The sequence below is a fragment of the Serratia sp. OLAL2 genome (genome assembly GCF_002752475.1).
Classification (GTDB): domain Bacteria; phylum Pseudomonadota; class Gammaproteobacteria; order Enterobacterales; family Enterobacteriaceae; genus Serratia; species Serratia bockelmannii.
Genome location: NZ_MSTL01000018.1, coordinates 760,308 through 772,821, shown reverse-complemented (window position 1 = coordinate 772,821; position 12,514 = coordinate 760,308). Strand labels below are relative to the sequence as shown.

Genomic DNA, 12,514 nt, shown 5'->3' with positions numbered 1-12,514 from the left:
CGGGAAAATGACAGAAAAATGGTTATTGTTTACTAAAGTGCAACCCACTATTGTCATAACTGCGGTTTTTGCAGCGAAACAAGCAACCTAGAATAGCCGCATTCCGCCGTCTCCGCTTGGTGAGAGCCTGTGTCCGCGGGGATGGCCGGAATATCCTCATCAGCCATTTGGAGAAGAGACATGCCAACCCCTCTTGAAATAGTGCGCGCAACCTATGAAGGCAGCTCCGAAGAAAACGGCCGCAATCTGCTGGCGGCGCTGGCCCCCGATGCAGAGTGGACCGAAGCCGCGGGTTTCCCTTACGCCGGTACCTATATCGGCCCGGAGAACATCATCAAGAACGTGCATCAGCGCCTGGGCAGCGAATGGCAAGGTTACCGCGCCGACGTCGATCACTTTTACGATGCCGGCGACAACGTGATCGCTCAGGGTTTTTATCACGGCACTTACCGGGCCACCGGCAAATCCTTCAGCGCCTCCTTTGCGCATATTTATACGCTTCGCGCCGGAAAAATCGTGAAGTTCGTGCAGATCGTCGACAGCGCTAAAGTGCTGGAAGCAATGCAGCCTTAATCGCCGCTGCGCTTGCCGAATTTGCGGTCGAACTCGCGCCGGTAACCCCGGGCCTTGTTGCGATCGCGGATCCACAAATAGCCGCACACCAGCGCAACCGCTCCCGAGAAGGTGACGTTGCGCATATCTCGGTCATACCAAAACACCAACAGCGCATCTAGCGCAGCAATCAGCGCGATCCATTTGTACATATGGGATTGGCGCCGCGTGGCGGCGTTGAGTCGTTTTAACTGTCTGGCTTCGTCCAACACCGGTTTTTGCTGCATAGCGTTTCGTTATCATCAGGCTGTTCACGCTAAATTAGCAGAATTTCCCTAACCGCCGCAAAGATTAACGCGTGGCGTTATGCGGTTTTCACCGCCCCTGGCGCGGCGCAGAAAATTTATGCGCGGGCGCTTGAATTACCCATCGGGCGTGATAGGTTATTTATTCGCTATTTTTGGTTTTTTATTCAAATCTCGCCGTGTCATCAAGCTGCAGCACTGGGCGGTTAACGTGATGGGTTCGACGTATGCGGCGGTTAACTTCGGCAGGAGGATGTGATGAACGATAAAACGGCACGCCCGCAGGATGTGGTTCAACAACAGCTTGACGCCTATAACGCCCGCGACATCGAGGCCTTTATGGCCTGCTGGGCGGACGACGCGCAGTATTACGAGCATCCCGACACGCTGCTGGCCAGCGGCAAGGCGGCGATCCGTGAACGGCATCTTGTGCGTTTCCAGGAGCCGAGTCTGTATGGCGAACGGATAAAACGCATGGCGGTGGGGAATATGGTGGTCGATCAGGAAGTGGTGACGCGCAACTTCCCGCAGGGGCGCGGCAAAATGGATGTCATCGCCATTTACGAAGTGGAACAGGGGCAGATCGCCAAAGCCTGGTTCAAGATCGGCCCCTGCATGCCGGATGAAGGTGCGCTCTAGCCGCAATGCCGCTCACTTAAGCCTGAGTGGCATTTTTCTTATCCAGCCTCTGGGCGTTCTGTGCAGGGGAATTGCCGTCAATGTTCCGCATTTCTTTGTGGCCAACATGAACGGCAATTGTAGGGGCCGATGGCGCGGCCCCTACACCCGCGCCTTTGCTTAACACCGCCTGTCCGCTGCGCGGATACCCTCGCCGTGTCTGCATTGTCGGGCGGGTCGGCTGCGACAAACGTCCCTGTTAGTCTCGCCTCAACCGGCCTTCCCTGGCCGGTTGCCCCTGACAACGCCGCCTTGCTCGGCAGCCGGTGATGCGCGTTAAAGGTCAACACCCGAGCTGGCAGCTACCGGGAAATCTGCCGCTGATGAGGTTATGGCAGAGAAGTTGGAGATGAGCGCGGTGTTGGGCGCCCTTGAAGACGCCGAACGCAGGCATAGCGCATTAGGAGAAACCGCCATGGACGGCGGTTTCAGGTGAGACAGGCAGGGACGCCTGTCGCAACCGGCCTCAATGTGCTATGGCGGAGAGAGGGCAGTTGGCAAAGCCAACCGTCTGATAGGGCAAAGGCGCGGGTTGCCAGGGGCCGCGCCTTCGGCCCCTGGCTCGGTCGAGGTGCGTGAGCCACATGAGGCATCTCACTTTTATCGACCGAAAATGTCACGAACGCCTGCAGAAAAACGCTTAACTGAATCAGCATTGTGCTCTAGCCGCGCCTTATTGCAACGCCATCACCGCCTCAATTTCCACACACACTGCGGGTGAGAACAACGCGCTGACCGCCATCAGTGAACAGGCCGGCAGCGCGCCGTCGAAATAGTCAAACAGCACCGGGCGCACGCCCGCCAGATCGGCGATGTCGGTCAGGAACACGCTGATTTTAATCAAGGCCTTGAGATTCACGCCTTCGCTGGCGGCGATGGTCGCCAATTGCTCGAGGATCTCCTGCGTCTGTTCCGGCGCGTTCAAGCCTTGCGCGTCGGTGGCGAAGGCCGTCAAGCCCGACACATACAGGCGATCGCCGTGGCGCACCGCATGCACATAGGGGCCGCCCGGCGTAGGCAACTGCGGATAATTCGTGCGTTTTAATGATGTCATGATCAAACCCCGCGCAAGACCGGTTAATAAAAGCGACAAACTTGGTTAGGATACTGAGGAAACGGCGGCCAGACGCCGCACACCGATGATATATGAGCGTATCATCCCTCTTTATTTTATACGTCGTCTCTCACCCGAATGTGACAGTGCGGCGCAGATCGGCCACAAGGACGCATGAGACGATGAACCCGCTTTTTACTCCCTACCTGCAACGCTGGCAACTGGAACAGGACGGTAAAGCCTTCGAAACCCACAGCAGCCTGCTGATGCCGGTGCGTTACCGGGGCGAGGCCGCCATGCTGAAGATCGCCCGCGAGCAGGAGGAGCGCTTCGGCGGCCAGCTGATGTGCTGGTGGCGCGGGGAAGGCGCCGCGCAGGTGTTGGCGTGGCACGAAGACGGCATTCTGCTGGAGCGCGCACAGGGCGAAAGCTCGTTGGCGCAGCTGGTGCGTGACGGCGACGATGAGCAGGCCACGGCGATCCTGTGCCGGGCGATCGCCGCCTTGCATGCGCCGCGCGCGGCACCGCTGCCCGAATTGATCCCGTTGCAAGAGTGGTTCAGCTCGCTGTGGCCGGCGGCGCAGGCGCACGGTGGCATGCTGCGTCTCAGCGCCACAACGGCGGCGGAATTGCTGAGTAGCCCGCGAGATGAAAGCGTGCTGCACGGTGATATCCACCATGACAACGTGCTGGACTTCGGCGAACGCGGCTGGCTGGCGATCGATCCCAAGCGTTTGTACGGCGAACGGGGCTTCGATTACGCCAATATCTTCTGTAATCCCAACTACGGCATCGCCACCGACCCGGCCATTTTCCAGCGGCGCGTGGAACAGGTCTGTCGCTTGGCCGGGCTGGAACGCCGGCGCTTGCTGCAATGGATCCTGGCCTGGGCGGGGCTCTCCGCCGCCTGGTTTATGGAAGACGGGCAGGCGGCGGATATCGACTTCCGCGTGGCCGAGCTGGCGGCGCGCGCGTTGGATCTCCCGTTGCCGGCCGGCGATTCAGGGTTCATCCTGCCAGTAATCGAGCGAGGCTGAAGGGCGTTGCAGATAACGCACCTGTTCGCCGTCATTGCCGCGCGCCATCGCCTGGTATTTGCCTGAGTCCGGATACATCACCACTTCCGGCTGTTCGCGCGTGCTGACGGACAGGTACTTCAGCGGCGCATCGGAGGTGTTGATGATCTGGTGCGGGTATTCCGGGCCAGGCGGAATGAAAATGACATCCCCGCTGACGATCGGCAGCATTTCTCCGGCCACGCGCAGCGTACCGCTGCCTTCCAAAATGATGAACATTTCCTCCTGAGCGTAGTGAAAATGGTAGGGGCAGGAGCGCATGCCCGGCGCCACACAATCGAAAGAAGCGCCCAGCTTGTCGGCGGCGGTGCCGGTGCCGAGACGAGCGCCGATGCTGTCATACAGCGGCGGCCGCCGGTCATGCTTCATCTCTACCTGTTCGACATTGCGTATCAGGCGCTGGGCCAACAGCTCGGCTTTCTCGGTCATAAGCTTCCTTGGTGACGGTGTCACTTGTTAGGTGAATTGACATTCAGACGACAGAGAAAGTGAAGGCGCCACGGCGTCGCTTGTCAATGTAGACCGCCCGTTACGCCTCGGTGGTTCGCCGCGGCAGCGACAGCAGCAGATGGGCGATGGCGCCGCCGACAATGCCCCAGAAGGCCGAACCGATGCCGAGCAGCGTGACGCCGGAGGCGGTGATGAGGAAGGCGATCAGCGCCGCGTCGCGCTGCTTTTCATCATGCAGGGCGCGTTGCAGGCTGCCGCCGATGGTGCCGAGCAGCGCCAGCCCGGCGATGGTGTGGATCAGGGCGACCGGCAACGCGCTGAACAGCAGGCCGATGGCGCCGCCGAACAGCCCGGCCAGCAGGTAGAAACCGCCGGCGGCCACCGCGCCCATATAGCGTCGCTGCGGATCGGGATGCACGTCCGGCCCCATGCAGATGGCGGCGGTGATCGCGGCGATGCACACCGAGAAGCCGCCGAACGGCGCCAGCAGCAGTGCGGTCAGCGCCGTCCAGGCGATCAGCGGTGAGGTGGGGACGCGGTAGCCCGCCGCCTGCAGCGTGGCGATGCCGGGGGCGTTTTGCGAAGCCATGGTGACCACGAAGAAGGGCACGCCGATGCCGAGCAGCGTCGGCCAATTGAAATGCGGCGCGATAAATTCCGGCATGGCGAACGCCGGCGCTTGCTGCGTTAGCTGGATATTGCCCTGCAGCGCGGCGATCGCCAGCCCAACCGCCAGCGTCAGCACGATGGCGTAGCGCGGTTGATAACGGCGGCTGAGCAGATAGGCCAGCCCCATGCCGGCGCTGAGGGGGAAATTGAGCTGCAGCGAAGCGAAGGCGTCCAGCCCGAAACGCAGCAAGATCCCCGCCAGCATCGCCGCAGAAATCGCCTGCGGGATGTAGTCCATCAGGCGGGCGAACAGCCCGGTGACGCCGCACAGCAGGATCAGACCGGAAGCGAAGATAAACACGCCGATCGCCTCGTTGATCGGCGTGCCGGGCAGGCTGGTGACCAGCAGCGCCGCGCCGGGCGTCGACCAGGCGGTGAGGATCGGGGTGCGGTAGTAAAGCGAGAGCCCGAGCGAGGTGACACCCATCGCGATCCCCAGTGCGCTCAGCCAGCCGCCGATCTGCGCCGGCGTGGCGCCTGCGGCGGCGGCGGCCTGGAAAATGATCGCGGCAGAGCTGGTGTAACCCACCAGAACGGCGACAAAACCGGCCATGATGGCGGGCAGGGTCAGATGGCGCAGGGAGAGGGCTGGGCGCATGAGGAGCTCCAATCGGTAATTGTGCGTTATAACGCACGACAAGAAATCAGCATAGCACCGTGCGTTATAGCGCACAAGCGGGTATAATCGGGCACGATACGCAGAGGAGAACAGGATGCAGGAACTTGCCGGCCATTTGGCGCACACCCTTCGCACGCTGCGCACACAGCGCGGCTGGAGCCTGACGCAGGCGGCGGAATACACCGGCGTCAGCAAAGCGATGCTCGGGCAGATTGAACGCGGTGAATCCAGCCCGACGGTGGCGACGCTGTGGAAGATCGCCACCGGCTTCAACGTGGCGTTCTCCGCCTTTCTTGAGGCGTCGCCCGCTCAGCAACAGGCGACGCTGCACCGCTACGGTGAACTGCCGGTGTACGATCAGGACAATGCTGATATGCGCGTGGTGCCGCTGTTTCCCTACGACCGCCAGCTGGGTTTCGATATGTTCGTCATCGATCTCGCACCGGGCGCGCTCAGCGAATCGTCGCCCCATGAGCCGGGCGTGATCGAGCATGTGATCGTGATCAGCGGCCGACTAGAATTGGCGATCGACGGCGAATGGCACAGCCTGGCGGCCGGCGAAGCGATGCGCTTTCAGGCCGATCGGCCGCACGCCTACCGCAACGCCAGTTCACAAACGGTGCGCATCCACGATCTGATCCACTATCCTCAATCCTGACTCAACGCGGTGGCCGCGGGCTTTGACTCCGCGCCGCCAAACGCCTACCTTGTTGAAAATGACTCTTATTTCACAGGCTGTCGCCCATGACGGGGCGGCGTTGCAGCCGACTCAAAAGGAGCTTGATTTTGCCGGTCACCAATCGACGTCAGTTCATTAAACTCAGTGCGCAAACCGCAGGAGCCGTATTCGCGATGACTTCATTACCTAACAGTATCCGCCTGGCGATGGCGGCGGAGGGCGGCGCGGCCGCCGGCGATGACTTCCTGTGGCTGGAGGAGCTGCAGGGTAAAAAAGCGCTGCAATGGGTGCAGCAGGAAAATCAGCGCACCGTGGCGCGTTTCGGCCAGGGCGAAGACTTTCAGCGCATTGAGCGCGAAGTCCTGGATATCCTTAATAAAGACACCCAAATCCCGTGGGTGAGCAAACGCGGCGAGTACTATTACAACTTCTGGCAGGATCGGGCCAACCCGCGCGGCCTGCTGCGGCGCACCACGCTGGACGAGTACCGCAAGGCCAAACCGGCCTGGGAGACGGTGCTGGATATCGATGCGTTGGGCAAAGCGGAGGGCAAGGATTGGGTCTATCAGGGCTCGCAACCGCTGGCGCCGGAATACCGTTATTGCCTGATGCAGCTGTCGCCGGACGGCGGTGACGCCACCGAGATCCGCGAATTCGATCTGGTGGCCAAACGCTTCGTCAAAGACGGTTTTAATGTACCGGTGGCGAAAAGTCGGGTCTCCTGGGTCGATCGGGATACGCTGTTCATCGCCACCGATTTCGGCCCCGGCTCGATGACCCAGTCCGGCTACGCGCGCATCGCCAAGCGCTGGCGGCGCGGCACGCCGCTGAGCGCCGCCGAAACGCTGTACGAAGCGCAGCCCGAGGACATGGCGGTCTTCGCCTATCACGACCGCACGCCGGGTTTTGAGCGCGATTTCGTCGGCCGCAGCCTGGACTTCTACCGCCGCGACTATTTCTTGCTGATGCAGGACGGCCGGCAGAAAAAAATCGACATCCCGGCCGACGCCGAGCTGGATACGCATCGGGAATGGCTGCTGATCAAACCGAGCAGCGACTGGGAGGTGGGCGGCAAGCGCTATCCGTCCGGCGCGCTGCTGGCGGCCAACTTCGATGACTATCTGGCGGGTAAGCGCGAGCTGCAACTGCTGTTTACCCCAACGGCGGAGCAGGCGCTGAGCGGCTACAGCGGCACCCGCGATCATCTGATCCTCAGTATCATGGATAACGTGGTCAACCGTCTGGAAGTGCTGACGCCGCAGGGCGGCAGCTGGCAACGTCGTTCGCTGGGCAACCCCGGCGCCATCAGCACCCTTTCCGCCGGCGGCATCGACGAAGAGAGCAACGCCTATTTCCTGACGGTCAGCGGGTTCCTGCAACCGACCTCACTGTATATGGGCAACCTCGATGGCGGTGAGGCGACGCTGCTGAAACAGGCGCCGCAGGATTTTGACGCGTCAGGCTACCAAGTGAGCCAGCATTTTGCGCGTTCCAAGGACGGCACCCGCGTGCCGTATTTCCAGATTGCCGCCAAAGATCTCAAACCGGACGGCAGCACGCCGACGCTGCTGTATGGCTACGGCGGGTTTGAAGTGCCGCTGCTGCCGGGCTATCTCGGCGGCAAGGCGCCGGCCTGGCTGGAACGCGGTGGGGTATACGTGGTGGCCAACATCCGCGGCGGCGGCGAATACGGCCCGGCCTGGCATCAAGCGGCGCTCAAGCAGAACCGCCATCGCGCCTACGAGGATTTCGCCGCCGTGGCCGAAGATCTCATCGCACGCAAGGTGACCTCGGCACCGCATCTGGGCGCGCGCGGCGGCAGCAACGGCGGCCTGTTAGTGGGCAATATGCTGACGTTGTATCCGCAGCTGTTCGGCTGCATCGTTTGCGAAGTGCCGCTGCTGGACATGCAGCGCTATACGCAGCTTTCTGCCGGCGCGTCGTGGATCGCCGAATACGGTGACCCGAGCAAGCCGGAGGAGTGGGCCTACATCAAGACCTTCTCGCCGTACCACAACATTCAGACGCAGACGGCCTATCCGCCGGTGTTGTTCTATACCGCGACCAGCGACGATCGGGTCAACCCGGCCCACGCGCGCAAAATGGCGGCGCGCATGCAGGCGATGGGGTATCAGCAGGCTTATTTCTATGAAAATACCGAAGGCGGGCACAGCGCCGCCGCCGACAAGCAACAGGCGGCATTCCACAGCGCACTGGTAAGCGAATTCATGTGGGCCAACCTGAGCGATAAACCCAAATCAGCGTAAACCCGTTTATTGCGGGCATAAAAAAACACCGGGGCGTTAACCTCGGTGTTTTTATTTACGCCCAATCTGCCGACGATCAGTGAGCCGCGGTGGCTTCCTGCGCTTTCTGATTGGCGTCTTCGGTGGTATCCAGCGTCATGCGGTACAGTTTCGGCGCGGTCAGCATCATCAGGATAGCAATGACGGCGGTGACGATGCCGATTTGCATAAACACATGGCTGTAGATGGCCAGCGAAGCGTGCGCGTCGTTGATGTCGCTTGGGACGGCGGTCAGACCGGCAACCTTACCGGCGATCAGCGCGGCGGCGGCGGTGGTCAGGAACCAGGAACCCATGATGAAGCCCATCAGACGCTGCGGCACCAGCTGTGCCACCATCGCCAGACCCAGGCCGGAAATCATCAGCTCACCGATGCTCTGCAGCGCGTAGCTCAGGATCAGCCAGTTGACCGACACAATGCCCTGTTCGTTGGCGAAGCTGGCGCCCCATGGCAGCACCAGGAAGGCGCAGGAGCACAGGATCATACCGAAAGCGAACTTGTGCGGCATCGGCAGGCGATCGCCCATTTTGTTATACAGCGCGGCCAGAATCGGGCTGGCGAGCATGATCCAGAATGGGTTCAGCGCCTGATACTGCTCAGGCTCGAAGGCGATGCCGAAGATGCTGTGTTCCACGTTGTGGATGGCGAAGAAGTTCAGTGAGGTTGGCATTTGGCTGTACAGCACGAAGAACACCACCGCTTCCAGCATCAACAGGAAGGCGACGATCATCTTGCGGCGTGCGGCGCCGTGCAGGGCGAAGGTTTCCTTGGCGAACACCAGCACGATGCCGGCGGAAACGAGGGCCAGCGCCCAGCGCGCGATCACCTGGTTGTGCAGCAGCCAGCTGGACACGGCGATCAACGCCACGATGCCGACCAGCACCATCAGCAGTTTCGGCAGATGCAGCGGCTTGAAGTCAGGCTTGGAGCCGTTTTCCTTCACCCACTTGTGGCACATCATAAAGTTGACCAGGGTGATCAGCATGCCGACCACGCTCAGGGAGAACGCCACGCTCCAGCCGTATTTCGCTGCCAGCCACGGGGTGGCCAGCATGGAGAAGAAGGAACCGATGTTCACCGACATGTAGTACATGGTGAAGGCGCCGTCGAGACGCGGATCGTCTTTCTCATAGCAGGTGGACAGCAGGGAGGACGGGTTAGCCTTGAACAGGCCGCTGCCCACGGCGATGGTCGCCATACCCATGTAGACCCAGAAGATGTCGTGGCCGGAGTAGGCCACCATGGCGTAACCGGCGGCCAGCACCAGTGCGCCGAGCACGATCACGCGTTTGGCACCCAGCACCTTGTCGCCCAGCCAGCCGCCGATGGCGACGAAGCCGTATACCAGGGCGCTGAAGGAAGAGAACAGGGTGATGGAGTCGGCTTCGCTCATGCCGAGCATCTTGACCAGATAAACCGCCATGATGCCCTGCAGGCCGTAATAGCCGAAACGCTCCCACAGTTCGATCGAGAAGATCAGATAGAACGCTTTCGGTTGTTTGAACGCGTTAAGGCTAACGCTCTCCGGGTGTTGGTTGTTTGCTGTTGACACTGGTACCTCTGTTTTTTCGCAGCCCGTCTTTGGAGGACGGGAAAGTACAAAAGTTGATGCGGAACGGCATCCTTTTGCGTTGTTATAGGATGGGGACGGCGGTTAATGTTCACTATCTTTGTCAACGTGGCAAGCAGTTTGTCATATTCGGTTACATTTAACGCTCGCAGGATTATGCTGCGATGTTGCAAATGTTATGCAGTATTAACTTTCGGGTTTTAATGATTTGCCGATTTTTTGTTTTGATTAAAAGCTATACGGATTTTAAACAGGGATATATTCTGCTGAATTGCTATTTTTTAGCGCATCAGTGTATGTGTGGTTATTAATCCATTGGAATGTTGTGCATATGACGCATTTTGTAAAATTATAGAAATTTAAGAAAACGGGGCTGGCATTTGTGAACGCCTTGTGATCCTGAAAGCGTGACGTTCACCGCAATTTTCGACTAATTTTTCGCTTGAAAATAACACGGCACTGAGTTTTTCACTGAAAACCGTGATAACACCGGGGTTACTGCTGCGCGATATCACATTTCCGATAAAAAAGAGGCGCTGGCGGGGAGAGATGAAGCGACGGGTGCGGTTTGCCGCACCCAACAGGCTCAGGATTCCGGATAAACCTTTTCTTTATACTCGCACAGGTCTTCGATAATGCAGGAACCGCAGCGCGGTTTGCGCGCGATGCAGGTGTAGCGCCCGTGCAGGATCAGCCAGTGGTGGCAATCGACCTTGAATTCGGCGGGCACCACCTTCAACAGCTTCTCTTCCACCTGATCGACGTTCTTGCCCGGCGCGAAGTGGGTGCGATTACACACCCGGAAGATATGGGTGTCGACGGCGATGGTCGCCCAGCCGAAGGCCGTGTTGAGCACCACGTTGGCGGTCTTGCGGCCGACGCCCGGCAGTGCTTCCAGCGCGGCGCGATCCTCCGGTACTTCGCCGCCGTGCAGCTCCAGCAGCATGCGGCAGGTCTTGATCACGTTTTCGGCCTTGCTGTTGAACAGACCGATGGTCTTGATGTACTCCTTGACGCCATCAACCCCCAGCGCCAGCATGGCGGCGGGGGTGTTGGCGACCGGGTACAGCTTGGCGGTCGCCTTGTTGACGCTTACGTCGGTGGCCTGCGCAGACAGCAGCACCGCAATCAGCAGTTCAAATGGCGTGGTGTACACCAGCTCGGTGGTCGGGTGCGGGTTGTTGTCGCGCAGCCGGGTCAGAATTTCCAGTCGCTTCTGCTTGTTCATCAGGCCTTCTCAGCACGTCCTTGTTCCAACAGCGGTTCCACTGCCACGGCGCGGGCTTTGCGCGCCTTCATTCTCTCGTCGATCAGATATTTGACCGCCAGCAGCAGCCCCAGGCCGATAAAGGCACCCGGCGGCAGCATCGCCAGCAGGAACGGGCTGTCGAAGTGCACCACTTCGATGCGCAGCGACTTGGCCCAACTGCCCAGCAGTAGGTCGGCACCGTCGAACAGCGTGCCGTTGCCCAGCAGTTCGCGCATCGAGCCCAGCGTCACCATCACGCCAGTAGCGCCGAGACCGATAGCCATGCCGTCCAGCGCCGAGAGGCCGACCGGTTTCTTGGCGGCCACCGCTTCGGCGCGGCCCACCACGATGCAGTTGGTCACGATCAACGGAATAAAAATGCCGAGCGACTGATACAGCCCGAAGGCATAGGCGTTGATCAGCATCTGCACGATGCTCACCACCGCGGCGATGATCATCACGTAGATAGGAATACGCACCTCGCTCGGTACCCAGCGGCGCACCGCGGAGATGGAGGCGTTAGTCAACGTCAGCACCAGCGTGGTGGCCAGCCCCAGGCCCAGCGCGTTGGTGACGGTGGACGTCACCGCCAGCAACGGACACATGCCCAGCAGCTGCACCAGGGCGGAGTTATTTTTCCACAACCCCTGGACGATCAATTCTTTGGCTTCACTCATTCGCTGGCTCCACACGCAGGTAAGCTTTCAAGTTTAGGCGGCAGCGTTTCCATATACAACGCCGTGCGCCGCACCGCATTGACCACCGCACGCGGGGTGATGGTCGCGCCGGTGAACTGGTCGAACATACCGCCGTCTTTCTTCACCGCCCAGCGCTTATCGTCAGGGCCTTCGATTTTCTTGCCGCTAAAGAAAGAAATCCAGTCGGAAATGCGTAGTTCAATTTTGTCACCCAGCCCCGGGGTTTCGTGGTGCTCAATCACCCGGGTGCCGAGCACCGTGCCGTTGAAATCGGCGCCGACCAGCAGCTTGATGGCGCCGGAGTAACCGTCCGGCGCGGTGGTTTCCAGCGCAGCGGCGGTTGGCTGCCCGTTTTTGCGCGCCAGGTATAAACGGTGCGGCGCGCCGTCGCCGAGCGCCGGGTTGCTGACCAGGAAGCACTCGTTCTGCATGATGTTGTCGTAGTTTTCTGGCGGTACCACCTGATCGAGCAGTGCTTTTTGCTGCAGTGCCGCCTGATGGGCGATGGTGGTTTTCGTCAGGGCGTAGACCACGGCGGTCAGGCCAGTGGTGACCGCCGCAAACACCGCCAGCGTGGTGCCGTGCTTTCTCATGGAATTCAGCATGGCG

General features: G+C 60.3%; 13 protein-coding genes. 5 read left to right on the top strand and 8 right to left on the bottom strand.

The annotated features are described in order from the left end of the window. The first annotated feature begins 180 nt into the window (after positions 1-180). The gene (locus tag BVU99_RS16985) at positions 181-573 is read left to right on the top strand and encodes a nuclear transport factor 2 family protein (protein ID WP_004938379.1); all 393 of its coding nucleotides are present in this window, start codon (positions 181-183) and stop codon (positions 571-573) included. On the opposite strand, the gene BVU99_RS16980 is transcribed toward BVU99_RS16985, so the two are convergent. Continuing rightward, positions 570-839 carry a hypothetical protein gene (locus BVU99_RS16980; RefSeq protein WP_004938382.1) on the bottom strand — a complete coding sequence of 90 codons (270 nt, stop codon included), beginning with the start codon at positions 837-839 and terminating at the stop codon, positions 570-572. The two genes, BVU99_RS16985 and BVU99_RS16980, sit on opposite strands and share 4 nt — an antisense overlap. A 276-nt stretch (positions 840-1,115) precedes the next feature. On the opposite strand from BVU99_RS16980, the gene BVU99_RS16975 reads away from it, so the two are divergent. After that, the gene (locus tag BVU99_RS16975) at positions 1,116-1,496 is read left to right on the top strand and encodes a nuclear transport factor 2 family protein (RefSeq protein WP_025302674.1); all 381 of its coding nucleotides are present in this window, start codon (positions 1,116-1,118) and stop codon (positions 1,494-1,496) included. 712 nt (positions 1,497-2,208) lie between these two features. Here BVU99_RS16975 and BVU99_RS16970 read toward each other — a convergent pair. Next, positions 2,209-2,589: a RidA family protein gene (locus BVU99_RS16970; RefSeq protein ID WP_060433876.1), complete on the bottom strand. Its 381-nt coding sequence runs from the start codon at positions 2,587-2,589 to the stop codon at positions 2,209-2,211. 182 nt (positions 2,590-2,771) lie between these two features. On the opposite strand from BVU99_RS16970, the gene BVU99_RS16965 reads away from it, so the two are divergent. Beyond that, positions 2,772-3,626, top strand: a complete 855-nt coding sequence (locus BVU99_RS16965; RefSeq protein ID WP_025302676.1) for an aminoglycoside phosphotransferase family protein — start codon at positions 2,772-2,774, stop codon at positions 3,624-3,626. Here BVU99_RS16965 and BVU99_RS16960 read toward each other — a convergent pair. Both BVU99_RS16960 and BVU99_RS16955 read right to left on the bottom strand, forming a co-directional pair. Beyond that, a complete protein-coding gene (locus tag BVU99_RS16960) occupies positions 3,591-4,094 on the bottom strand; it encodes a cupin domain-containing protein (RefSeq protein ID WP_099816800.1) in 504 nt (167 codons plus the stop codon). The two genes, BVU99_RS16965 and BVU99_RS16960, sit on opposite strands and share 36 nt — an antisense overlap. Positions 4,095-4,194: 100 nt before the next feature. Continuing rightward, positions 4,195-5,382 carry a benzoate/H(+) symporter BenE family transporter gene (locus BVU99_RS16955; RefSeq protein WP_049295487.1) on the bottom strand — a complete coding sequence of 396 codons (1,188 nt, stop codon included), beginning with the start codon at positions 5,380-5,382 and terminating at the stop codon, positions 4,195-4,197. 115 nt (positions 5,383-5,497) lie between these two features. On the opposite strand from BVU99_RS16955, the gene BVU99_RS16950 reads away from it, so the two are divergent. Together BVU99_RS16950 and BVU99_RS16945 are read left to right on the top strand one after the other, a co-directional pair. Next, positions 5,498-6,061 carry an XRE family transcriptional regulator gene (locus BVU99_RS16950; RefSeq protein ID WP_025302679.1) on the top strand — a complete coding sequence of 188 codons (564 nt, stop codon included), beginning with the start codon at positions 5,498-5,500 and terminating at the stop codon, positions 6,059-6,061. A 194-nt stretch (positions 6,062-6,255) separates the two neighbouring features. Further along, entirely contained in the window at positions 6,256-8,349 is a 2,094-nt protein-coding gene (locus tag BVU99_RS16945; protein ID WP_025302680.1) for a prolyl oligopeptidase family serine peptidase, read from the top strand. 76 nt (positions 8,350-8,425) lie between these two features. Here BVU99_RS16945 and dtpA read toward each other — a convergent pair whose 3' ends face one another. From dtpA to rsxG, 4 genes are all read right to left on the bottom strand, one after another. Further along, positions 8,426-9,940, bottom strand: a complete 1,515-nt coding sequence (gene dtpA, locus BVU99_RS16940; protein WP_025302681.1) for a dipeptide/tripeptide permease DtpA — start codon at positions 9,938-9,940, stop codon at positions 8,426-8,428. 604 nt (positions 9,941-10,544) lie between these two features. Further along, positions 10,545-11,186 (bottom strand): endonuclease III, encoded by a 642-nt coding sequence (gene nth, locus BVU99_RS16935; RefSeq protein WP_019455952.1) that lies wholly within the window; start codon positions 11,184-11,186, stop codon positions 10,545-10,547. After that, positions 11,186-11,884: an electron transport complex subunit E gene (locus tag BVU99_RS16930; RefSeq protein WP_025302682.1), complete on the bottom strand. Its 699-nt coding sequence runs from the start codon at positions 11,882-11,884 to the stop codon at positions 11,186-11,188. Before BVU99_RS16930 ends, nth begins: the two co-directional genes overlap by 1 nt. After that, the gene (gene rsxG, locus BVU99_RS16925) at positions 11,881-12,510 is read right to left on the bottom strand and encodes an electron transport complex subunit RsxG (RefSeq protein WP_049204302.1); all 630 of its coding nucleotides are present in this window, start codon (positions 12,508-12,510) and stop codon (positions 11,881-11,883) included. The genes BVU99_RS16930 and rsxG overlap by 4 nt, the downstream gene beginning before the upstream one ends. Between the last annotated feature and the right edge of the window lie 4 nt (positions 12,511-12,514).

Bases quoted from the DNA above. Each gene is read 5' to 3' on its own strand.
- BVU99_RS16985 (WP_004938379.1), top strand. From the start codon at position 181: ATGCCAACCCCTCTTGAAATAGTGCGCGCAACCTATGAAGGCAGCTCC.
- BVU99_RS16980 (WP_004938382.1), bottom strand. From the start codon at position 839: ATGCAGCAAAAACCGGTGTTGGACGAAGCCAGACAGTTAAAACGACTC.
- BVU99_RS16975 (WP_025302674.1), top strand. From the start codon at position 1,116: ATGAACGATAAAACGGCACGCCCGCAGGATGTGGTTCAACAACAGCTT.
- BVU99_RS16970 (WP_060433876.1), bottom strand. From the start codon at position 2,589: ATGACATCATTAAAACGCACGAATTATCCGCAGTTGCCTACGCCGGGC.
- BVU99_RS16965 (WP_025302676.1), top strand. From the start codon at position 2,772: ATGAACCCGCTTTTTACTCCCTACCTGCAACGCTGGCAACTGGAACAG.
- BVU99_RS16960 (WP_099816800.1), bottom strand. From the start codon at position 4,094: ATGACCGAGAAAGCCGAGCTGTTGGCCCAGCGCCTGATACGCAATGTC.
- BVU99_RS16955 (WP_049295487.1), bottom strand. From the start codon at position 5,382: ATGCGCCCAGCCCTCTCCCTGCGCCATCTGACCCTGCCCGCCATCATG.
- BVU99_RS16950 (WP_025302679.1), top strand. From the start codon at position 5,498: ATGCAGGAACTTGCCGGCCATTTGGCGCACACCCTTCGCACGCTGCGC.
- BVU99_RS16945 (WP_025302680.1), top strand. From the start codon at position 6,256: ATGACTTCATTACCTAACAGTATCCGCCTGGCGATGGCGGCGGAGGGC.
- nth (WP_019455952.1), bottom strand. From the start codon at position 11,186: ATGAACAAGCAGAAGCGACTGGAAATTCTGACCCGGCTGCGCGACAAC.
- BVU99_RS16930 (WP_025302682.1), bottom strand. From the start codon at position 11,884: ATGAGTGAAGCCAAAGAATTGATCGTCCAGGGGTTGTGGAAAAATAAC.
- rsxG (WP_049204302.1), bottom strand. From the start codon at position 12,510: ATGCTGAATTCCATGAGAAAGCACGGCACCACGCTGGCGGTGTTTGCG.